Raw genomic sequence first — 22,700 nt, 5'->3', positions numbered from 1 at the left:
TCAGCGGAGCGAAGCGGCCACCGCGGTGCCGAGCGCGGTTGTGGTAGCGGTTCCGCCGAGGTCGGGGGTGAGCGTTTCGCCCGCGGTCAGCACCTCGTCGACCGAAGCGCGGATCGCTTGTGCGGCAACGGTTTCCCCGAGGTGATCGAGCAGCATCGCCGCGGCGAGGATCTGCGCGACCGGGTTCGCGATGCCCTGTCCGGCGATGTCCGGAGCACTGCCGTGGACCGCCTCGAACATCGACGGAAACTCACCTGATGGGTTGATGTTTCCGGACGGGGCCATGCCCAGTCCGCCGGTGATCGCGGCCGCGAGATCGCTCAGGATGTCGCCGAACAGGTTCGACGCCACCACCACGTCGAGCCGGTCCGGAGCCTGCACCATCCGCGCGGCGAGCGCGTCCACATGGCACTGTTCCGCGCGGACGTCCGGGTACCGCGCCGCGACCTCGGCGAAAATCTCGTCCCAGTAAGGCATCGAGTGGATCAGCCCGTTGGACTTCGTCGCCGAGGTGACGTGCTGAGACCGCGTGCGCGCGAGTTCGAAGGCGTACCGGATGATCCGTTCCACCCCGACCCGGGTGAACACCGATTCCTGCAGCACGAACTCGTCCGGCCGCCCGGCGTTGTGCCGTCCGCCGATCGCCGAGTACTCGCCCTCGGAGTTCTCCCGGACGATCACCATTTCCAGCTCGTCGGCCTTCCGCCCGGCCAGCACCGAGGACGTCCCCGGCAGCAGCCGGACCGGACGCAGGTTGACGTACTGCTGGAACGCCCGCCGCAACGGGATCAGCAGGCCCCACAGCGAAACGTGGTCCGCGACGCCGGGGAAGCCGACGGCGCCGAGCAGGATGCCGTCGAAACCCGACAGCTGCTCGACCCCGTCCTCCGGCATCATCGCGCCGGTCTTCGCGTACCGCTCGCAGCTCCAGTCGAATTCGGTCCACTCCAAGGAGAATCCGTACTTGTCCGCGGCCGCGTCGAGGACCCGGCGCGCCTCGATCGTGACGTCGACCCCGATCCCGTCGCCCGGGATGCTGGCAATCCGGTGTGTCACAGGCTCACCGCGATGTACTTGGTCTCCAGGAACTCGTCGATGCCGACCGTGCCGCCCTCGCGGCCGAGACCGGACTGCTTGACGCCGCCGAACGGGGCCGCCGGGTTGGACACGATGCCCTGGTTGAGGCCGATCATCCCGGCCTCCAAGCGTTCCGACACGCGCAGCGCGCGCTTCAGGTCGCTGGTGAACAGGTAGGACACCAGGCCGAATTCGGTGTCGTTGGCCTTCTCGACCGCCTCGTCCTCGGTGTCGAACGGCGTGATCGGCGCGACCGGGCCGAAGATTTCCTCGCTGGCCAGCCGGGCGTCCACCGGCACGTCGGTGAGCACGGTCGCCGGGTAGAAGTGCCCCGGACCGTCGACCCGCGAGCCGCCGGTGAGCACCCGCGCGCCCTTGTCCGTGGCGTCCTTGACCAGTTCGGTCACCTTCTTCACCGCGGCCTCGTCGATGAGCGGGCCGACCACGACGCCTTCGTCGGTGCCGCGGCCCATCGGCAGCGCCTGCATCCGCTCGGTGAGCCGGCGGGAGAACTCCTCGGCGACGCCGCGCTGCACGTAGAACCGGTTGGCCGCGGTGCACGCCTCGCCGATGTTGCGCATCTTGGCCTGCATCGCGCCCTCGACCGCGGCGTCCAGGTCCGCGTCGTCGAACACGACGAACGGCGCGTTGCCGCCCAGTTCCATCGACGTGCGCAGCACCTTCTCCGCGCACTGCTCCAGCAGCTTGCGCCCGACCCCGGTCGAACCGGTGAAGGACAGCTTGCGCGCGCGGCCGTCGCGGATCAGCGGCTCCATCACGCCGCCGGCGTCCTTGGTGGTGACGACGTTCAGCACGCCTTCGGGCAGTCCGGCGTCGGCGAGGATCTGGGTGAGCGCGAGCATCGACAGCGGCGTCTGCGCGGCGGGCTTGATCACCATCGTGCAGCCCGCGGCGACGGCCGGGCCGATCTTGCGCGTGCCCATCGCCATCGGGAAGTTCCACGGCGTGATGAGCAGCGTCGGACCGACCGGCTGGCGCGCGATCAGGAACCGGCCCGAACCGTTCGGGGCCACCGCGTAGCCGCCGTCGATCCGCACCGCCTCCTCGGCGAACCAGCGGAAGAACTCGGCGGCGTAAGTGATTTCCCCGGCGGCCTCGGCCAGTGGCTTGCCCATCTCCAGGGTCATCAGCAGGGCCAGCTCGTCGCGGCGCTCGATGAGCTTGTCGTACGCGCGGCGCAGGATCTCGCCGCGCTCCCGAGGGGCGACCGCGGCCCAGTCGGCTTGCGCCGCGACCGCCGCGTCGAGCGCGGCGAGACCGTCTTCCGGTGCGGCGTCCGCGACCTGGCACAGCACCTCGCCGGTGGAGGGGTCCTGCACGTCGAAGGTCTTCCCGCTGCGCGCGGCGACCCACTTGCCGCCGATGAAGAGTTCCTTGCCGACCGCGTCCACGACGCCGTTCTCGGTGATCCCGCTCATCCAGCTCGCTCCTGTTCCTGTTGTCCCGAACTCATGCTATGGATATTGTCAACAATCGACAACCGTCTCCACCCGCACCCAGGAGGGCGCCGCATGGCCCAGCTTTCCCCGCTGCTCAAGCAGGCAACGCCCGTCGTCGTCGACCACGGTGAAGGGGTTTACCTCTACGACGTGGACGGGAAACGTCACCTCGACTTCACCGCGGGCATCGGGGTGACCAGCACCGGGCACTGTCACCCGCGCGTCGTCGAAGCCGCGCGCGAGCAGATCGGCAAGCTCGTGCACGGCCAGTACACGACGGTGATGCACCAGCCGCTGCTCGAACTGACCCGCAAGCTCGGCGAGGTGCTGCCGTCCGGGCTCGATTCGCTCTTCTACGCGAACTCCGGCAGCGAGGCCGTCGAGGCCGCGCTGCGGCTGGCCCGGCAGGCGACGAAGCGGCCGAACGTCATCGTGTTCCAGGGCGGTTTCCACGGCCGCACGGTCGCCGCGGCGTCCATGACCACCTCGGGCACGCGGTTCAGTGCGGGCATCTCGCCGCTGATGTCCGGCGTGCACGTCGCGCCGTTCCCCTACGCCTACCACTACGGCTGGGACGAGGAGACGGCGACGAAGTTCGCCTTGCGCGAGCTGGACTATCTCTTCCAGACCGTCTCCGCGCCGAACGAGACGGCCGCGTTCTTCATCGAGCCGGTGCTCGGCGAGGGCGGCTACGTCCCGGCCAACACCGAGTTCATGGCCGGGCTGCGCGAGCGCGCCGACCGGCACGGCATCCTGCTGGTGCTCGACGAGGTGCAGGCCGGGTTCGGCCGCACCGGCAAGTTCTGGGGCCACGACCACTTCGACGTCCACCCGGACGTCGTGCTGATCGCGAAGGGCCTCGCGAGCGGCTTCCCGCTGTCGGGCATCGCCGCTTCGGAAGAGCTGATGGCGAAGGCGTACCCGGGTTCGCAAGGCGGCACGTACGGCGGCAACGCGGTGTCGTGCGCGGCGGCGATCGCGACGCTCGACGTCATCCAGGACGAAGGCTTGGTCGAGAACGCCGCGGAGCGTGGCCGTCAGCTTCTCGAGGGCGCGCGCGTCATCGCGGACAAGACGCCGGCTATCGGCGACGTACGCGGTCTCGGGCTCCTCGTGGGCACCGAGTTCACTACCGCGGACGGCGAACCGGACACGGCCACCGCGCAGGCCGCGCAGCAGGCAGCCGCGAAGAGCGGACTGCTGCTGCTCACCTGTGGTGCGTACTCGAACGTCGTGCGCATGGTGCCGCCGCTGGTCGTCAACGCGGAACAGGTCGACGACGCCCTGCGCATCTGGGGCGAGGTCGTCACGTCGGTCACGGGGAGCTGAGGCATGGCGCGCTACATCACCATCAGCCTCGACAAGCGCGGCGTCACCTGTCGCGCCCGGCTGCTCGACGACGAAGCACCGCGCACCTGCAAGGCGGTGTGGGACGCGCTGCCGCAGAGCGGTTCGGCCTATCACGCGAAGTACGCGCGCAACGAGGTTTACACGCTCGTGCCGCCCTTCGCGGAGCCTAAGCCGGGGCGCGAGAATCCGACCATCACCCCGATTCCGGGCGATGTCGTCTACTTCGGATTCGAGGCGTGGGAAATCGGCAATCCGGCGTACGGCTACGACGAAGGCAGCGAGGCGCACAGCGACCAGGGTGCCACGGATCTCGCAATTTTCTACGGACGCAACAACCTGCTGATCAACGGCGACGCGGGCTGGGTGCCCGGCAACGTGTTCGCGACGATCGAGGAAGGCCTGTCCGAGATGGCAGCGGCCGCGCAGGATCTGTGGCTGCGCGGCGTAGAGGGCGAGACGCTGTCGTTCGCGCGGGCGGACTGACAGTCAGACGGCATCGCGCAGGTGGGGTCGTGAGTGTTCATGCCGGTTAGAACCGTCACGAACACTCACGACCCCCGGCCGCCGAGACGGGCCACCGGCAGGGCAGAACTCTCGCGCACCGCCGACTCCGCACCCGCTGCAGGGAAACCCCCATCGGGCCAAAATGTTCCTCCAGAGTGAATCCGGGTTGACCCTCCGCGATCATGATCTGGACCCGATATTCGCCGCCGGACAAGGGATTCAGCCCTGTTGATCACCCAGCGGTGTGAACCTCGGCAACTCACCAATCGTGGCTTCGCATTCACCGTTTCGAGGGGCCGCGCCGCCCGGTTGCCGCAGTGCGCGTCTGCTACCCAGGGTGATCGGAGCCGGGGTTCGCTACGAACCGTGGCGAAGAGTCCACAATGCACCCCCGGCGACAAACCCGAAAGCCTTACATGTTTAACATGGGAAGATTCTTCGGCCGCCGATCCCTTGCCAGCACAGGGAAAACCGCGTTTTGACACCGCGGCAGCGCCGGTGGAAATCTGCGATGGCTCCTCGCGAGAGCACCAAGGAAGAACAATCCGAACAAGGAGCCCCTCAATGCAGATGTTCACCCAGCACGTGCACCACGGCCACGACCTGATCTCGGGTCTGCTCGCGCACCTGGCGCACGTGCTCGGCTGGCTCGTCTGACCGGCACCGAGGATTAACCCAGGGGCCGGCCTGTTGGCGCGGGCCGGTCCCTGCTTGGGTTCTCCCCCCTTCCTGGCCACGCGCGCGGCGTGGCCTTTTTCGTGCCCGCGTGCGCTAACGTGAAACTTATTCATGGCCAGTCCGGCGGCAGAACGGCTAGGCTTCGGCCACGACGTACGCGCGCGCACGAGGGAGTGGCATGAGCGAGATCGCAACACAGCTGGCAGGGGCCGTCGGAGCGGGGAACCTGCTGACCGGTGACGCGATCTCCGACGACTACGCGCACGACGAGGCGCTCAGCACGCCAGGCCAGAAACCGGCGTACGTCGCGAAGCCTGCCACTGCCGAAGAGGTCTCCGAGCTGCTGAAGATCGCCGCCGCCGAGGGCATCCCGGTGACCGCGCGCGGGTCCGGCAGCGGGCTGTCCGCCGCGGCGCGTCCGGTCGAAGGCGGGCTGGTCGTCTCGTTCGAGCGGATGAACTCGGTGCTCGAGATCGACACCGGCAACCACGTCGCCGTCGTCCAGCCGGGCGTCACGCTGGCCGAACTCGACGCGAAGACCGCCGAACACGGCCTCACCTACCCCGTTTATCCCGGCGAACTGAGCGCGAGCGTCGGCGGCACCGTCGGCACCAACGCCGGCGGCATGCGCGCGATCCGCTACGGCATCACCCGCGGCAACGTCTCCGGCCTCCAGGCGGTGCTCGCGACCGGCGAGATCATCCGCGTCGGCGGCCGGATGTCGAAGATCTCCAGCGGCTACGACCTCACCCAGCTGATCATCGGCTCGGAGGGCACGCTCGCGCTGGTGACCGAGGTGATCGTGAAACTGCAGCCGCGGCTGCCGCACGGCGCGACGGTGCTCGCCCCGTTCGACGATTTCGCCCAGGTCATGGCGGCCGTGCCGAAGATCGCCGCGAGCGGTCTCGCCCCGCAGATCCTCGAGTACATCGACAACATGACGATGGCCGCGATGGTCTACAACGACAAGCTCGAACTGGGCGTTCCGGCGGAAATCCGCGACCGGACCCAGGCGTATCTGGCCGTGGCGCTGGAAAACCGGGTGGCCGACCGGCTCGGCGAGGACGTCGAAGCGCTCGGCGAACTGCTGGTCGAACTCGGCGCTGCCGATGCGTACGTGCTCGAAGGCGGTGCCGCGCGCAAGCTCATCGAAGCCCGCGAAAAAGCCTTCTGGAACGCCAAAGCCGCGGGCGCGGACGACGTGATCGACGTGGTGGTGCCGCGGACCGCGATGCCGCGGTTCCTGGACAAGGCCCGCGAGCTGGCGATGGCCACCGGCGGCGGCGCGATCGGCTGCGGGCACGCCGGCGACGGCAACGTCCACCTGGCGATCTTCTGCAAGGACCCGGACACGCGCTCGCAACTGCTGACCGACATCTTCGGTTACGCCTATGAATTGGGCGGCGCGATCTCCGGCGAGCACGGACTCGGCCGCACCAAGACGAAGTACTACGCCAAACTCGAGGACCCGGCGAAGCTCGATCTGCTGCGCCGGGTCAAGGAAAGCTTCGACCCGGCCGGGATCCTGAACCCCGGCGTTCTGTTCGCGCAAACCGGAAAGTGAGCACAGTGAGCACGCTCAACGGCGCCCAGTCCCTCATCCGCACGCTCGTCGACAGCGGGGTCGACGTGTGCTTCTCCAACCCCGGCACGTCGGAAATGCATTTCGTCGCCGCGCTCGATTCGGTGCCGGAGATGCGCGGCGTGCTCGCGCTGTTCGAGGGCGTCGTGACCGGTGCCGCGGACGGGTACGCGCGGGTCGCGGGCAAGCCCGCCGCGACGCTGCTGCACCTCGGCCCCGGGCTCGGGAACGGCCTGGCGAACCTGCACAACGCGCGGCGCGCGCACACGCCGGTGGTCAACGTGATCGGCGACCACGCCACGTATCACAAGCAGTACGACGCTCCGCTGGAGTCGGACATCGACGCCATCGCGGGCTCGCTCGAAGGCTGGGTGCGCCGGTCCGGGCACACGAAGGATGTCGGCGCGGACGCCGCGGCGGCGGTCGCGGCGGCACAGGACGCACCGGGCCGGGTCGCGACCCTGATCCTTCCCGCCGACGCGTCGTGGGGCGAGGGCGGCGAAACGTGCGAGCCGATTCCGCCGCGCGTGCCGCAGACGGTCGATTCGACGACCGTGCAGAAGATCGCGGACCTGCTGCGCGGCGGCGAGCCGGTGGCGTTGCTGATCGGCGGATCCGCTTGCCGCGAAGCGGGTTTGCGCGCGACCAGCCGGATCGCGGCCGCGACCGGGGTGAAGGCGTTCGCCGAAACGTTCCCTGCGCGGCTGGAGCGCGGCGCCGGGCTGCCCGCCATCGAACGGCTGGGTTATCTCGCCGAGCACGTCAAATACCAGCTGGACGGGATCAAGCACCTGATCGTCGCGGGCACGAGGGCGCCGGTGTCGTTCTTCGCCTACCCCGGCATGCCGAGCGAGCTGACCCCGGAAGGCGCCGACGTCCACGTCCTCGCCACGGCGGGCCAGGACGTCTCCGCCGCGCTGGAAGCGGTCGCCGCGCTGGTGGCCGCGGACACCGAGCCGGTCTTGCAGGAGGCCGGGCGGCCGGCACTGCCCGCCGGTCCGCTCACCCCGCAGAACTGGGTCGACGTCATCGGCGCGCTGCTGCCGGAGAACGCGATCATCGTGGACGAGGCGAACACGTCCGGGCTCATGCTCCCCGCCGCGACCGCGGGCGCGCCGCGGCACGACGTGCTGACCCTGACCGGCGGCGCGATCGGCTACGGCATGCCGGTGGCCGTCGGCGCGGCGATCGCGGCTCCGCAGCGGCCCGTGGTCAACCTCGAATCCGACGGCAGCGCGATGTACACGATCTCCGCGCTGTGGACGCAAGCGCGCGAGAACCTCGACGTCACCACAGTGGTGCTCAACAACAACGCGTACGCGATCCTCCGGATGGAACTGCAGCGGGTCGGCGCGGCCGGAGACGGGCCGCGCGCGAAGGACCTGCTGGACATCGGCCGTCCGGACCTGGACTTCGTGAAGATCGCCGAGGGCATGGGCGTCCCGGCGACCCGGGCGACGACCGCGGAAGAACTGGCCGAACAGTTCCGGCGCGCGATCGCCGAACCGGGGCCGCACCTGATCGACGCGGCCGTTCCGCCGCTGCTCTAGACGCGGGCGAGTTCCGGGCTGGCGGGACGGAACCGCGGCACCACCGCGGTCAACGCCAGCCCGGCCGCCGCCGCCACCGCGGCGACCGCGAACGTGGCGCGGAAACCCGCGAGCGAGGGCACGGTGAACGAGCCGACGGTGATTGTCAGGTGGGCGAGCATCGTGGCCATCACGGCACTGGACGTCGAGGTGCCGACGGACCGCATGAGCGAGTTCAGCCCGTTCGCCGACGCGGTTTCGGTGACCGGCACCGCGCTCATGATCAGCGCTGGCATAGCGGCGTAAGCGATTCCGACGCCAGCCCCGATGATCACCGACGCGATGATCAGCTCGACCGCGTTGGCCATCAGGAAAATCGCGAAGACGTAGCCGACCGCGATCACGATCGCGCCGGTCATGAGCGTGACACGCGCGCCGTAGCGGTTGGTCAGCCGCGCGGAGACCGGGGACAGCGCCATCATGACCAGGCCGTTCGGCGCGAGGCACAGCCCGGCTTCCACCATGCTGAGCCCGAGACCGTAGCCGGTGGCCGAAGGCGCCTGCAGCAACTGCGGGAACGACAACGACATCGCGTACATCGCGAAGCCGACGAGGACCGACGCGAGGTTCGTGAACAACACCGGCCGCCGCGCCGAAACGCGCAGATCGACCAGCGGGTCGCGACGACGCAGCTGATACCAGCCCCACGCCGCGAGAACGACCGCGGCCGTCGCGGCGAACCCGAGCGTCGCCGGACTGCCCCAGCCCCACTCGCCGCCCTTCACGATCGGCAGCAACAGGCTGGTGAGGCCGACGATCAACCCGAGCGTGCCGAGGAAATCGAACGGCGCGGGCGTGCGGACCGGCGATTCCGGCACGAACCGCAGGATCAGCAGTGCACACCCGAGTCCGAGCCCGGCCGCGCCCCAGAACAGAACGTGCCAGTCCGCGTGCTCGGCCACGATCGCCGCGACCGGCAACCCGATCGCACCGCCGACGCCGAGCGTCGCGCTCATCAGCGAAATCGCGCCGCTCACGCGTTCCGGCGGCAGTTCGTCGCGCATGATGCTGATGCCGAGCGGAATGACGCCCATCGCGCAGCCCTGCAACCCGCGGCCGACGATCATCAGCGCGAGCGAACTGGTGAGCGCAGAGACCACGGACCCGGCGATCAGCACCGCCAGGCTCACCAGCAACACGCGACGCTTGCCGTAGAGATCGCCGAGCCGCCCGGCGACCGGCGTGCACACCGCAGCGGCCAGCAGCGTGACGGTGATGACCCACGACGCGTCCGTCGGCGTGGTGTCGAGCAGTCTCGGGAACGCCGGGATCAACGGGATGACCAGCGTCTGCATGAACGAAGCGACCAGCCCGCACGACGCGAGCACCACGATGATCGGCCCCGAACCCGCCCGCGCCACCACGTCCCCCGTCCCGTATGCCGTACCGGATTCGCACGCTACCGGTCGGGACGGGAGGAACGGGCGGTTCGTGATCGATCCGACTTACCGGGATGGTCCGTTTGGCCCAATGCCGGGTTGGGTCAGAGCCACTGTTTGACGCCGCCGTGGCCGGAGCAGGTGCCGGAACGGTGCTGGCTGTAGCTGTAGGTGCCGTCGTTGCAGAGCGCGGTCGCTCCCGAAGGGTTCGAAGACGGATTGTGGACGCAGGTTCCCGAGGAGTTGCGGTAGTAGCCGGGGCCGCAGTCGGCGGGCACGGGATCCGGGGTCGTTGGCTGTGCCGAAGGCGCAGCCTGGTACGGCGGAGCGGCCTGATCGGGCACCTGGAATGTGGGTACCTCGAACGTCGGCACGTCGAACGTGGGCGCCTGGATCTCCGGCGCGGCCGGGGTTTTCGGCGCGGCCTTGGGTTTCGCCGCGGTCGTGGGCGGCGCGAACTGCTGCTGCGTGGTCTCCGGCGACGTGACCGACGTCGTCGAGGTTTCGGAGTACGTGTCCGGCTCGCTGTACGTGGTCGACGGCGAGTAGTCGCTCGGCACGACCGAAGCCGGGTCTTCCGCCGGCGCGGTTGCCGCTCCGCACCCGGCGACCAGAACACCCGCGGCCAGAGCCATCCCCAGTTTTCGCCACATGCGGAACCTCCCTCACGATCCAGGTAATCGGAGAGGTCGAGAAGCCGCGGAAAACTGTTACAGCGGCCGCCTGCGCACCCGCAGGGCATCGCCTGAACGCGGCGAGACAAAACGGCTACGCCGGCCCGCGGAAAACCGCCGCGGGCATTTGGCCGACCGCCCGCGGTTCAGCCGTCCGCGGGACACCACGGATCCGGCGCCCGGAAGACCGCCTTGCCGCAGAAGCCCTGCAGTTCCGGGTCGACCTCGCCGCCTTGGACGCGCAGTACCGCGAGGGGTTTGTCCTGCGGGACGTGCCTGCCGATGTCTCCGCCGTAGTCGATGGTTCCGCTGACTCCTTCGATGTATTTGTTGGTCTGGTTGGCGTCCGGCCGCGAGGTGTGAATCGCGGCGATCTCGCGCCATACCGCGCCGGGCGTTACCGGGATGTTCGTTGACGTCTCGCGCAGGTACGCGGTCGCGGTGATCATCACCAATGCGGCGTCGTAGGACAGCGCGGCGTGACCGTCGAACGATCGGCCTTTTTCCGTGTGCTCGAAGGCGAACTTGGCGTTGAGCGTGGTGTAGAAGTCCCGCGCGAGGCCTTTCGCGGGCGTCGCCGGGGCGCTCGCTAGCGCGAGATAGTAGTAGGACAACGCGCGATTGCCTTCCCGCGAAACGGAATTCGCGACGTAACGGGAGACGTCGTCGTCGCCGATGATCGTCGCTTTGCTGCCGCATTGCGCGGCTCCGGCGAGGAATTCGCCGAAGTCCGGGACGCCCCGGCCGGCGAAGAACGCGAAGCCGTCGTAGGAGCAGATGTCCCGTCCGGCTGCCCCGGCCTTGCCGACAGTCCGGTTGCCGGACGGGGCCTTCGCGTCTCCGCTGTTCGGTTCGAACGCGCGTGCCTCGACGGTGAAACCCGCGTGTTTGAACGAGGTCAGCACATCGTCGCGGAGGTTCGTGCTGTAGTAATCGGTGTCGTCGTCGGGGTAGTAGACGCGGAGCGACCGGGGGCCGGGGCGCTGGGCGGCGAACGCCGCGGCCACCGCGGCTTCCCGGCGGTTCTGGGGCGCGACCTGGTAGTAGATCGGGTTCTGGTCCGCGAGCTGATCGGCGGTGAGCGTCGCGGCGACCACCGGAATGCCCGCGTCGGCCAGCGCGCGGATCGTGTCGGAGGTCGGGCGGCTGCTCATGTCGAGTCCGACCACGCCGACGATGCTGGGGTCCTGTTTCGCCATTTCCAGCAGCGTCCTCGCGACCGCAGCGCCCTGGAGCATTCCCCTGCCTCCGTTGGCGATCAGCATGCGCACGATCGGTTCGGCCGCGGCGGTCGCGTCGAGTTGCCGCGACTGCGCGACCGCGAACCCCTCCAGCGATTCCCGTTCCGCGGTGAGCCCTTCGGCGGTGTCGTTCGACGACGTCAGCGCCTCCAGGTCGACCAGCGTGATGTACGGCCGTTCCGGATGCTGCTGGTGCAGTTCCTCTGCCCGCCGGTTCTGGTCCGCGATCACCGCCTCGACCTGCTGGATCGTCCCCTCCTTGTCGACCGGGGAGAACAGCGTGAAGGTGCCGTCGGACACCCCGACGCACTGGTCGTCCACCCGGGTCAGCCACTCGCTCGACGTGCCGCAGTGACTGTCCAGAAAGGACTGATAGCGCACGACGGCGAACCCGGCGACCAGCGCGAGCACGACCGCGGGCACCCCGGCCCGCACCCAGCGCGTCGTCCACCACGCCGCCCGTCCGCGTCCGCCGGACAGGTCGTAATGCTCGCCGAGGGCCAGCATTCGCTTGCGCACCTCGGTTTTTTCGGTCTCGGTCTGCGGTGCGTCGAGCCCGATCGGCAGGTACCACGCGGTGGGGCGGCGGGCGCGGCGGTCCGCGCCGAGCCGGTTCTGCCACACCCGGTACGCGTCGGCGGCGTCGGCGGCGTGGTACTTCGGCCGGTCCTCGCTCGGCGCGGCATCCGGCGGCGGCGCCTGGCTCGCGCTGACCACGAGCAGTGGGTCGAAGAGTCCGACCTGGTTGCGGACTTCGTTGATCAGCTCCAGCAGCCGGTAACCGCCGTTGGCCGGGCCGACCTCGTCGAGCAGCAGCACCGGATACGTCATCCGGCGACGCCGCCAGAACTGCCACGGCCGCAGCCGGTACTCGCGCCGCAGGTCCTCCAGGAACGCGTTGACCAGCAGCCGAGCGACGTACTGAGGCGATTCCTTCTGCCATTCGCCGTCGGTGAGCCGCATCGCGAAGCGAACGAAGCTGCCCGACATCTCCGGGGCGAGATGCGGCTGGCGCAGGAACCAGCGATACCGTCCGGACAGCCCGGGGACGCGCCCGGTGACAGCGATCCGGAAGGTGCCGATCGTCAGCCAGCGCAGCAGCAGCAACGGAAACCGCCAGGTCGGATGCTGCGGCACCAGTTCGCGGCTGACGCTCTCGATAGCCGAGCGGAACCGGATCAGCAGGCCGTTCTCCTGCAACTCGCGCAGCAACGTGCGTTCGGGATCGGTGTCGTCGTCCGGAAACTGCTTCGCCATGAGCTGGTCGACCAACGTGAACAGCCGGAACCGCAACCGGCTTTCGCGCGTGCGGCCGCTGCGGACGAGGGTGTTGCGGACGCGCCACAGAAGATCGCGCACCACCTCGACGCTCGCCTCGGTCGCTTTGCCCGGCGTGTCGACGTCCGGCCGGTCGGCAAGCGAGAAATAAACGGAACGCACGGTGCCCGCCGGTTTCGCGTTCTGCAACCGCGAACCCAGCTCTTCGAGCACCCCCTCGCGCGCCTCTCCTACGAGGCACACCATCGGGAGCCCGCGCCGCTCGGCACGTTCTCGGTGATAACCGGGACGCCATTCTCCGTCGTCCCGCAATTCCCGCGGCCGGTCGCCGACGCGGGGCCGCTGATAAAGCGCCCCGATCAGCTTGACGAGCCGATCCGCACCAGCGAACGCGAGCTGCTCCCCCGCGACGGCCACCGTCTGGTCCATGCCGAAGTATCCCATGCGGCGGCCGGGAGGGGTCCCGGATTTATGCCGACATGGCAAGGGTTATTCGATTTGTTCCGGACCGCGTGCGGCCGTTCGGGTGGCCGGGGTTCAGCCGTTCGCTGGACGCGCGGTTGCGCTCAGCTACCCCCGCGGCGATCAATTCACCACTGCTACGAAAAACGTAGAATAAGTCCGCAATAAATAGGGAATTAACTGTTCGCGAGGCGCTTAATCGTTCCCAGCATCCTCCGCATGCCGAGGACGTGCCCGCCGCTCCCGATGACGAGCAAGCGGTAGCCGGACCCGAGCACCCCGGGAAACCGCGCTCGGCTCTCAGCGAGGATCAGGGTCTGTCCTCGAGCCTCGGGTTCAAGCCGGAAAGTAAGGCGATACTCGGAAAACCGGTGCCGTCCGGCCAGCGCGAGCAGCCTGGGCGGTTCGGCGGCGGCGACCCGGAACCCGGGGACGGTCGCCCCCTCGGCGAGCGGACGGGAGCCGGTCGCCTTCCAGTCGTCGGCGCCGACGGCCCAGGCGTAGCCGGTGGCCAAGCGGCCGGAGACACGTTCGATGACCTGGTTGACCGCACGCCAGGCGGTCTCGGCGTCGGCGTGGACGACGACCCGGTGTTCGTCCAGGAACGGCAGTTGCTCTTCCGGCATCGTCACCTCCGCGAAAAACGGGGCCGCCCCGGGAGAATCCCCGAAGCGGCCCCGTCGTCACAAGATCTTTATTCGTAGATCTCGCCCTTGGCGGCCTTCTCCACCAGCGACTGCGGCGGCTCGAAGTGGCTGCCGTACCGCGCCGCCAGCTCGCGGGCCCGGTCCACGAAGCCCTGCAAGCCGCCCTGGTACTGGTTGATGTACTGGATCACGCCACCGGTCCAGGCCGGGTAGCCGATGCCGAAGATGGACCCGATGTTGGCGTCCGCGACCGAGGTCAGGACACCCTCGTCGAAGCACTTCACCGTTTCCAGCGCCTCGGCGAAGAGCATGCGCTCCTTGAGGTCCTCGAACGGCACGTCCGCCGAACCCGAGTTGAACGCCTCGCGCAGACCCGGCCACAGACCGGTGCGCTTGCCGTTCTCGTCGTACTCGTAGAAGCCGGCCCCGCTGCTGCGGCCCTTGCGGTCGTACTTGTCGAGCATCGTGTCGATGACGGCCTCGGACGCGTGCGCGTTCCAGGTGCCGCCAGCGGCCTCGATCGCGGCGCGGGTTTCCGCGCGGATCTTGCGCGGCAGCGTCAGGGTCAGCTCGTCCATCAGCTGCAGCGGCGGGGCCGGGTAGCCGGCCTGCGAACCCGCCTGCTCGATCGACGCCGGTTCGACGCCCTCGCCCAGCGCGGCGACCGCCTCGTTGATGAAGGTGCCGATGACCCGCGAGGTGAAGAAGCCGCGGCTGTCGTTGACGACGATCGGGGTCTTGCGGATCTGCAGCGTGTAGTCGAAGACCTTCGCCAGCGTGGCGGGCGACGTCTTCTCGCCGCAGATGATCTCGACCAGCGGCATCTTGTCCACCGGCGAGAAGAAGTGGATCCCGATGAAGTCCTCGGTGCGCTGCACGCCCTCGGCGAGGGTGGTGATCGGCAGCGTCGAGGTGTTGGAACCCAGCACCGCGTCCGCGTTGACGATGCTCTCGATCTCGCCGAACACCTTGTGTTTCAGCTCGACGCTCTCGAACACGGCCTCGATGACGAAGTCGACGCCCGCGAAGTCGGCCGGGTCGGCGGTCGGCTTGATCCGCGCCAGCAGCGCGTCCGACTTCTCCTGCGTGGTCTTGCCGCGCGAGAGCGCCTTCTCCTCGAGCTTGACCGCGTAGCCCTTGCCCTTGTCGGCCGCCTCCTGCGAGACGTCCTTGAGGACCACGTCGATGCCCGCCTTCGCGGACACGTAGGCGATCGCGGCGCCCATCATCCCGGCGCCGAGCACGCCGACCTTCTTGGCGGTGAACTTCTCGAACCCGTCCGGACGCGAACCGCCGGAGTTGATCGTCTGCAGGTCGAAGAAGAACGCCTTGGTCATGTTCTTCGAGACCTGCCCGGTGGCCAGGCTCACGAAGTAGCGCGTCTCGACCGTGATCGCGGTGTCGAAGTCGACCTGCGAACCTTCGATCGCGGCGGCGAGGATCGCGCGCGGCGCGGGCATCGGCGCGCCCTTGAGCTGCTTGCGCAGGTTCGCCGGGAACGCGGGCAGGTTCGCCGCGAAGCTCGGGTTCGACGGGGTGCCGCCCGGGATCTTGTATCCCTTGACGTCCCACGGCTGCACGCCGGCATCGGGGTTGGCCTTGATCCACGCCTTCGCGGCGGGCACCAGCTCGTCGACGGTGTCCACGACCTCGTGCACCAGGCCGATCTCCAGCGCCTTGCGCGGCTTCATCCGCTGGCCCTGCAGCAGGACGTTCAGCAGCGCGCTCTGGATGCCGAGCAGCCGCACGGTGCGGACCACGCCGCCACCGCCGGGCAGCAGGCCGAGGGTGACCTCGGGCAGGCCGATCTGGCTGCCCTTGACGTCGGCCGCGATCCGGTGGTGCGTCGCGAGCGCGAGTTCGAGGCCGCCGCCGAGCGCCGCGCCGTTGATGGCCGCGACGACCGGCTTGCCGAGCTGCTCGAGCCGGCGCATCTGGCCCTTCATCGCGGTGCTGGACGCGGTGATCTCGGCCGCGTGCTCCGGCTGCGCCTGGATCAGGTCGCGCAGGTCGCCGCCGGCGAAGAAGGTCTTCTTCGCCGAGGTGAGCACGACACCGGCGATGTCGTCCTTCTCCGCCTCGAGCCGGTCCACGGTCGCGGCGAGCGACTCGCGGAAGGCCTGGTTCATCGTGTTGGCCGACTGGTCCGGGTCGTCCAGGGTCAGCGTGACGATGCCGTCGGAATCCTTGTCCCAACGGATGGTTTTGCTCTCGGTCATCTCGGTCCTCACACCCGCTCGATGATGGTCGCCACACCCATGCCGCCGCCGATGCACAGGGTCACCAGCGCCCGGCGCGCCTCGCGGCGCTCCAGCTCGTCGACCACCGTGCCGACCAGCATCGCGCCGGTGGCGCCGAGCGGGTGGCCCATGGCGATCGCGCCGCCGTTGACGTTGATCTTCTCGTCCGGAAGGTTCAGGTCCTTCTGCCACTTGAGCACGACGGAGGCGAACGCCTCGTTGAGCTCCCACAGGTCGATGTCGTCCGGGGTCAGGCCCGCGGTCTTCAGCACCTTCTCGGTGGCCGGGGTCGGACCGGTCAGCATGATCGTGGGCTCGGAGCCGATCGAGGCGGTGGCGACGATGCGCGCCCGCGGCGTGAGGCCGAAGGTCTTGCCCGCCTGCTCGGAACCGACCAGCACGATGGCCGACCCGTCGACGATGCCGGACGAGTTGCCGCCGGTGTGCACGTGGTCGATCTTCTCGACCTGGTGGTACTTCTGGAGCGCGACGGCGTCGAAGCCGCCCATCTCGCCGATCGTGGTGAAGGCGGGCTTGAGCTTCGCCAGACCCTCCACAGTGGACCCCGGACGGCGGTGCTCGTCGTGGTCGAGGATCGTGACGCCGTTCATGTCCTTCACCGGCACCACGGACTTCGCGAAGTAGCCGCCGGACCAGGCCGCCTCGGCCTTCTCCTGCGAGCGGACCGCGAAGGCGTCGACGTCCTCGCGGGAGAAGCCCTCCATCGTCGCGATCAGGTCCGCGCCGATGCCCTGCGGGGCGATGTAGTGGTCGTAGGCGGTGGCCGGGTCCATGAACAGCGCGCCGCCGTCGGAACCCATCGGCACGCGCGACATCGACTCGACACCGCCCGCGATGACCAGCTGGTCCCAGCCGGAGCGGACCTTCTGCGCCGCGACGTTCGTGGCCTCGAGCCCGGACGCGCAGAACCGGTTGAGCTGCACGCCCGCGACCGTCTGCGGCAGGCCCGCGACGAGCGCGGCGGTGCGCGCGATGTCCGCGCCCTGCTCGCCCACCGGGGACACGACGCCGAGCACGATGTCGTCGATCGCCTGCGGATCGAGGTTCGGGTGGCGGACCTTCAGCTCCTGGATGAGGCCGACCACCAGGTCGACCGGCTTGGTGCCGTGCAGGGCACCGCCCTTGTTCTTGCCCCGGGGCGTGCGCAACGCCTCGTAGATGTAGGCCTCGCTACTCACTGAACACTCCTCCGCGAAGCGGCGTGGTTGGACACTGCGGTGTATCTCGCCGCCGACTATACCGGCCAGTAGGTGCTAATGGCCATTAACATAAGCCCGATGAACCCCATGGTGTCAATGGGTTGCCGTAGTTTCGATTAGCGCTATGGTCAGTTCACCATGAGTACGTCTCCCGCCCGCGGCACGCGACCTCGCGACCGCAAGGCCCAGCTCGCTGCCGTCGCGGCCGAGCTGTTTCGCGCGCGGGGGTTCCACGGCGTCGGGATCAATGACATCGCCGCTTCGGCGGGCGTCACCGGACCCGCGCTGTACCGGCATTTCGCCGACAAGCAGGCGATCCTCGCCTACGTCGTGCTCGCCGGGATCGACGACATGGAGACGGCCACCGCGGCCGCGCTCGCCGATTCCGCGCCGCCGCTTTCCCAGCTGGAAGCCCTGCTCACCGGCCTCGCGACACAGGCGGTCGAGCGCAGGGAGATCGCCGCGCTGTGGCGCTGGGAAGGTCCGCATCTGCCGCGCGAGCAGCGCCGGGAGATCCGCCGCCGGTCCGGCGCGGTGCTCGACGCGTGGACGAAAGCGCTGCTCACACTGCGTCCGGAGCTGTCCGCGGACGAGGCCGAACTGCTGTGCTGGGCCGCGCTCTCGGTGTTCGGGAGCGTCGCGGTGCACCACACGTCGGTGGCACGCAAACGCTTCGTGCCGCTGCTGGTCGAACTGGCGCAGACGGTGCTCAACGTCTCACTGCCGGTCCCGGACGAGCCCGCGCCGCCGGTCGCGAGCAGCCTTGGCACGCCGTCCCGTCGCGAGCAGGTGCTGACCGCCGCGACCGGGCTCTTCGCCGAACGCGGCTTCCACACGGTGAGCATGGAAGACATCGGCGCGGCGGCGGGCATCGCCGGGCCCAGCGTGTACCGGCACTTCCCCAGCAAGGCCGCATTGATGGTCGCGATCGGACACCGCGCCGCCGACCGGCTCGCACTGGCCGCCGAGCAGGCGTTGCGGGCCCCGGACGAACGGTCCGCACTGGGCAAGCTCGCCGCGTCGTACGTGCATGTATTGCTGCGCACGCCGGAACTGCTGGTGTCCTTCACCGCGGATCGCGCGACCATGCCCGAACGCGACAAGGCCGATCTGCGCCGCGTCCAGCGGGACTACGTCGACCAGTGGGTTTCCTTGCTGTGCGCGGTGTTTCCGGAACTTCCGGCCCGCGAGGCGAAGATCCGCGTGCATGCCGCGCTGACCATCGCGAACGATCTCAGCCGGACCGGCCGGATCAAGAGCAGGCCGCATTTGCAGACCGAACTGACGACGGTGCTGCACGCCGTTCTCGGGCTCGGCTGAGCGCAGGCCCGGAGGCCACGCGGACTTCGAAAGTGGTCTTCTGTTTTGCCTGGTTACTTCACTAGTGAAGTACTTCATAGGTGAAGTCACAACTTCAGAGAGAAGAGAACCTCGCGAGGTCGTCGCACGCTGTCAGCGAAACCGCGCCGATCGATCGCCCATTCGTGTCAGCATCTGCCGTGCCCACGAGACGGTTGCATCTGGTTCGCGCGGACGAAGACCACCGCGTCACGACCCTTGAGCTTTTCTTCGACCTGGTCTTCGTCTACGCCATCACGCAGACGACCGAACTGATGGCCGGACATCTGAGCCTCCTCGGCGTCGGCGAGGGACTGCTGGTGCTGATGGTGCTGTGGTGGTGCTGGTGCAGTTACGCGTGGCTCGGCACGACCATCCATGTCGACCACGGCATCGCCCGGCTGGCGATGTTCGGCGCGATGGCGGTGATGTTCCTCGTCGCGCTCGCGGTGCCGCAGGCGCTCGCCAACGAACCGGGCGGGCTCGACGGGCCGTTGCTGTTCGTCGCCTGTTACGGCGTCGTGCGGCTGCTGCACATCGTCGCCTACGTCGGGGCCGCGCGGCACGACGCCGAATTGCGCCTGGTCCTGCTGAAGATGCTGCGCGGTCTGCTCCCGAGCCTGGCTTTGCTGACGGTCGCCGCCTTCGTGGGCGGAGCGTGGCAGCCCGCGCTGTGGGTGGTCGCGCTGGCGGTGGACTACCTCAACGTCTATTTGTCCGGTCCGGCGGGCTGGCGGCTGCATTCGCCGGCGCACTTCGCCGAGCGATTCGGGCTGATCGTGATCATCGCGCTGGGCGAATCGGTCGTGGCGATCGGCATCGGGATCGGGCACGTGCCGATCACCTGGCTCGTCGCGGGGTCGGCGATCTGCGGGATCGCACTCGCCGCCGGGATGTGGTGGACGTACTTCGATCTGGTCGCGCACGTCGCCGAACGCAGGCTGGCCCGCGCCGAAGGCCTCTCGCGGACCAAGATCGCCACCGACTCCTACACCTATCTGCACCTGCCGCTCATCGCCGGCATCGTGCTCGTCGCGCTCGGCTTGAAGAAGACATTCCTGACCCTGCACACCAGTCCAGCGGACGCGTTGCACGGCGTCGCGTTGTGGGCGCTGACCGGCGGGCTCGCGCTGTACCTGGTCGCGCTCAGCTCGCTGCGGCGGCGCAACCTCGGCAGCTGGAACCGGCAACGGCTCGTGCTCGCGGCGCTGCTGCTCGCCCTCACCCCGCTCCTCGGTCACGTGCCCGCGGCCTTGCTGCTGCTGATCGTCACGGCCGCGGTCCTGCTGCTCATCGCGTTCGAACGCACATCGCTGGCGCGACGGCCGGTCGCCGAGTGAGCCGGGCCGCACTGGCGGATTCCGCAGCGCCACGCTAACCTACTCGTGAGTAGGTAACGCGAGGGAGATGCTGCATGGCTGCGCCAAGGAAACGAGACGCGATGGGCCTCGGCCTGGCCGCGCTCACCCGGTTGGCCGGGAGCAAGGCGATCGACCGGGTCGGGCTGCGCGGGCCGGTGCAGAACCTGGTCAAGACGGGGACCCGCAGCGGGTTCCGCGCCGCGGGGGCGGCGACCAGGTCGTTCACCTCGGTCCAGCGGCTGGGCAAACCGGCGCGGCTGGCGAAGCCGGACGACCGCGGGCTGTTCGACCTGACGCCGGACGAGGACCAGAAGCTCATCGTCGAGACGGTCAGCGAGTTCGCCGCCGAACAGTTGCGCCCGGCCGCCGCGGACGCCGACGAGAAGCTTGCCGCCCCGGAAGGCCTGCTGAGCCGCGCGGCCGAACTGGGCGTCAGCCTCGTCGGGATTCCGGAAGAGCTGGGCGGCGCGGGCACTGAGCGTTCGGTCGTGACGAACGCGCTGGTCGCGGAGGCGCTCGCGCACGGCGACCTCGGGCTGGCGGTGGCCGTGCTGGCCCCGTCCGCGGTGAGCACCGCGCTGGTCGCGTGGGGCGACGAGCAGCAGCAGGCCGATTACGTGCCCGCGTTCACCGGCGAGCAGGTGCCCGCCGCGGCGCTCGCGCTGCTGGAGCGGACGCCGTTGTTCGACCCGTTCAAGCCCGCCACCAAGGCGAAGCGCACCCCGAAGGGCTACCAGCTCGACGGCGTGAAGTCGCTCGTCCCGCGTGCGGCGGAGGCCGAGCTGTTCATCGTCTCGGCCGATCTGGAAGGTCGCGGACCGGCACTGTTCCTGGTCGAATCGTCCAACGCGGGCGTGACGATCGAGTCCGAACCCGCGATGGGCCTGCGCGGCGCGGCCACCGGGAAACTGCACCTGGAGAAGGTTTCGCTGCCCGCGGGCGCACTGCTCGGCGGAGGCAAGGCGGACGTTTTCACCGAGGTGGTCCGGCTTTCCCGGCTCGGCTGGGCGGCGCTCGCCGCCGGCGTCGGCAAGGCCGTGCTGGACTACGTGGTGCCTTACGTGAACGAGCGCACCGCGTTCGGCGAGCCGATCAGCCACCGGCAGGCGGTCGCGTTCTCGGTGGCGGACATCGCGATCGAGCTGGAGGGCCTGCGCCTGGTCACGCTGCGCGCGGCTGCACGGGCCGAACAGGGCAAGGAATACGCGCGGGAAGCGGCGCTCGCCCGCAAGCTCGCGACGGACAAGGGCATGCAGATCGGCAACGCCGGCGTGCAACTGCTGGGCGGGCACGGGTTCGTGAAGGAGCATCCGGTGGAGCGCTGGTACCGCGACCTGCGGGCGATCGGCGTGATGGAAGGCGCCGTCCTCCTCTGATCCTTTTTCTTGCTCCGAAAGGCAACTCATGATCAACCTGGAAGCTCCGAAGAAGGCCGGCGCGCTGATCAACCAGGCGTACCAGGCCGCGGCCGAGGTGTTCCGGCCGATCTCGCGCAAGTACGACCGCGCCGAGCACACCTATCCGTCCGAATTGGACATGTTCGCCGCACTGCTGGACGGCCTGAACTCCTCCGGCGAGGGCGGCGCGGGCGCGGCCGGCGTCCGCCGGTCCGAAAAGGACGACGGCCCCAAGGGAAACCGCAACGGTGCCAACCTGAACGTGGTGCTCGGCACGATCGAAATGTGCTGGGGCGACGTCGGCCTGCTGCTTTCGATGCCGCGCCAGGGCCTCGGCAACGCGGCGATCGGCTCCGTGGCGACCGACGAGCAGCTCGAGCGGTTCAAGGGCCTGTGGGCCGCGATGGCGATCACCGAACCCGGCTGCGGTTCGGACTCGGCCGCCATCACCACGACGGCTACCGAGGACGGCGACGATTACATCCTGAACGGCGAAAAGATCTTCGTGACGTCCGGCCAGCGCGCCGACGCCGTCGTGGTCTGGGCGACGCTCGACCGCACGAAGGGCCGCGCCGCGATCAAGTCGTTCGTGGTGGAGAAGGGCACGCCCGGCTTCGAGGTCGTGCGCGTGGAACACAAACTGGGCATCCGCGCGTCCGACACCGCCGTGCTGCGCTTCGAGAACTGCCGCGTTCCGCGCGAAAACCTCTTGGGCACGCCGGAAATCGACACGGCCAAGGGTTTCGCCGGGGTCATGCAGACCTTCGACAACACCCGCCCGCTGGTGGCCGCGATGGCGATCGGTGTCGCCCGCGCGGCACTCGACGAAACCCGCCGCATCCTGACCGAAGCCGGCGTCGTCATCGACTACGACCGCCCGGCTTTGACCCAGCACGCCGCAGCCGCGACTTTCCTGCAGCTGGAGGCGGATTACGAAGCCGCGTATCTGCTGACGCTGGAGTCGGCGTGGATGGCGGACAACCGTCAGCCGAACTCGCTGCAGGCTTCGATGGCCAAGGCGAAGGCTGGTCGGACGGTGGTCGATGTGACGCTGAAGTGCGTCGAGCTGGCTGGATCGTACGGGTACACAGAGGAATCGCTGCTGGAGAAGTGGTCCCGGGATGCCAAGATCTTGGACATCTTCGAGGGGACGCAGCAGATCCAGCAGCTCATCGTGGCTCGGCGGGTGCTGGGGAAGTCCTCGGCTGAGCTGAAGTGATCGA

At 69.0% G+C, this 22,700-nt stretch carries 16 protein-coding genes; 8 read left to right on the top strand and 8 right to left on the bottom strand.

The features are described from left to right. The gene (locus tag H4281_RS07475) at positions 1-1,056 is read right to left on the bottom strand and encodes a tartrate dehydrogenase (RefSeq protein ID WP_182890085.1); all 1,056 of its coding nucleotides are present in this window, start codon (positions 1,054-1,056) and stop codon (positions 1-3) included. Then, positions 1,053-2,516: an NAD-dependent succinate-semialdehyde dehydrogenase gene (locus H4281_RS07470; RefSeq protein ID WP_182890084.1), complete on the bottom strand. Its 1,464-nt coding sequence runs from the start codon at positions 2,514-2,516 to the stop codon at positions 1,053-1,055. The genes H4281_RS07475 and H4281_RS07470 overlap by 4 nt, the downstream gene beginning before the upstream one ends. Before the next feature lie 93 nt (positions 2,517-2,609). On the opposite strand from H4281_RS07470, the gene H4281_RS07465 reads away from it, so the two are divergent. From H4281_RS07465 to H4281_RS07450, 4 genes are all read left to right on the top strand, one after another. Further along, complete coding sequence (locus tag H4281_RS07465; RefSeq protein ID WP_182890083.1) at positions 2,610-3,866, top strand: aspartate aminotransferase family protein; 1,257 nt, start codon at positions 2,610-2,612, stop codon at positions 3,864-3,866. Positions 3,867-3,869: 3 nt separating this feature from the next. Beyond that, a complete protein-coding gene (locus tag H4281_RS07460) occupies positions 3,870-4,370 on the top strand; it encodes a DUF3830 family protein (protein WP_009082826.1) in 501 nt (166 codons plus the stop codon). Positions 4,371-5,247: 877 nt separating this feature from the next. Then, positions 5,248-6,633 (top strand): FAD-binding oxidoreductase, encoded by a 1,386-nt coding sequence (locus H4281_RS07455; RefSeq protein WP_182890082.1) that lies wholly within the window; start codon positions 5,248-5,250, stop codon positions 6,631-6,633. Between the two features lie 5 nt (positions 6,634-6,638). Beyond that, positions 6,639-8,201, top strand: a complete 1,563-nt coding sequence (locus H4281_RS07450; protein ID WP_182890081.1) for an acetolactate synthase large subunit — start codon at positions 6,639-6,641, stop codon at positions 8,199-8,201. On the opposite strand, the gene H4281_RS07445 is transcribed toward H4281_RS07450, so the two are convergent. From H4281_RS07445 to H4281_RS07420, 6 genes are all read right to left on the bottom strand, one after another. After that, the gene (locus H4281_RS07445; RefSeq protein ID WP_446680383.1) at positions 8,198-9,604 is read right to left on the bottom strand and encodes an MFS transporter; all 1,407 of its coding nucleotides are present in this window, start codon (positions 9,602-9,604) and stop codon (positions 8,198-8,200) included. The genes H4281_RS07450 and H4281_RS07445 overlap by 4 nt on opposite strands. A gap of 119 nt (positions 9,605-9,723) precedes the next feature. Then, positions 9,724-10,272: a DUF3761 domain-containing protein gene (locus H4281_RS07440; RefSeq protein ID WP_182890080.1), complete on the bottom strand. Its 549-nt coding sequence runs from the start codon at positions 10,270-10,272 to the stop codon at positions 9,724-9,726. A 167-nt stretch (positions 10,273-10,439) separates the two neighbouring features. Beyond that, positions 10,440-13,241 (bottom strand): type 1 periplasmic-binding domain-containing protein, encoded by a 2,802-nt coding sequence (locus H4281_RS07435; RefSeq protein ID WP_182890079.1) that lies wholly within the window; start codon positions 13,239-13,241, stop codon positions 10,440-10,442. Positions 13,242-13,450: 209 nt separating this feature from the next. Continuing rightward, positions 13,451-13,900: a hypothetical protein gene (locus H4281_RS07430; RefSeq protein WP_182890078.1), complete on the bottom strand. Its 450-nt coding sequence runs from the start codon at positions 13,898-13,900 to the stop codon at positions 13,451-13,453. Between the two features lie 68 nt (positions 13,901-13,968). Next, complete coding sequence (locus H4281_RS07425; RefSeq protein ID WP_182890077.1) at positions 13,969-16,140, bottom strand: 3-hydroxyacyl-CoA dehydrogenase NAD-binding domain-containing protein; 2,172 nt, start codon at positions 16,138-16,140, stop codon at positions 13,969-13,971. An 8-nt stretch (positions 16,141-16,148) separates the two neighbouring features. Next, a complete protein-coding gene (locus tag H4281_RS07420; RefSeq protein WP_037817122.1) occupies positions 16,149-17,360 on the bottom strand; it encodes an acetyl-CoA C-acetyltransferase in 1,212 nt (403 codons plus the stop codon). A gap of 159 nt (positions 17,361-17,519) precedes the next feature. Between H4281_RS07420 and H4281_RS07415 the strand changes: the two genes are divergently transcribed. The 4 genes from H4281_RS07415 (at position 17,520) to H4281_RS07400 (ending at position 22,696) form a co-directional block, all read left to right on the top strand. Then, positions 17,520-18,701 carry a TetR/AcrR family transcriptional regulator gene (locus H4281_RS07415; RefSeq protein ID WP_182890076.1) on the top strand — a complete coding sequence of 394 codons (1,182 nt, stop codon included), beginning with the start codon at positions 17,520-17,522 and terminating at the stop codon, positions 18,699-18,701. A gap of 179 nt (positions 18,702-18,880) precedes the next feature. Next, positions 18,881-20,059 carry a low temperature requirement protein A gene (locus tag H4281_RS07410; protein ID WP_182890075.1) on the top strand — a complete coding sequence of 393 codons (1,179 nt, stop codon included), beginning with the start codon at positions 18,881-18,883 and terminating at the stop codon, positions 20,057-20,059. A gap of 101 nt (positions 20,060-20,160) precedes the next feature. Continuing rightward, on the top strand, positions 20,161-21,456 hold the full coding sequence (locus H4281_RS07405; protein ID WP_037817128.1) for an acyl-CoA dehydrogenase family protein: 1,296 nt from the start codon (positions 20,161-20,163) through the stop codon (positions 21,454-21,456). A gap of 28 nt (positions 21,457-21,484) precedes the next feature. Beyond that, positions 21,485-22,696 carry an acyl-CoA dehydrogenase family protein gene (locus tag H4281_RS07400; RefSeq protein WP_182890074.1) on the top strand — a complete coding sequence of 404 codons (1,212 nt, stop codon included), beginning with the start codon at positions 21,485-21,487 and terminating at the stop codon, positions 22,694-22,696. Positions 22,697-22,700: the final 4 nt, after the last annotated feature.

Origin of the sequence: Amycolatopsis dendrobii, from assembly GCF_014145675.1 — a bacterium.
Taxonomy (GTDB): Bacteria; Actinomycetota; Actinomycetes; order Mycobacteriales; family Pseudonocardiaceae; genus Amycolatopsis; species Amycolatopsis dendrobii.
This window is presented reverse-complemented; position numbering and strand designations above follow the sequence as displayed.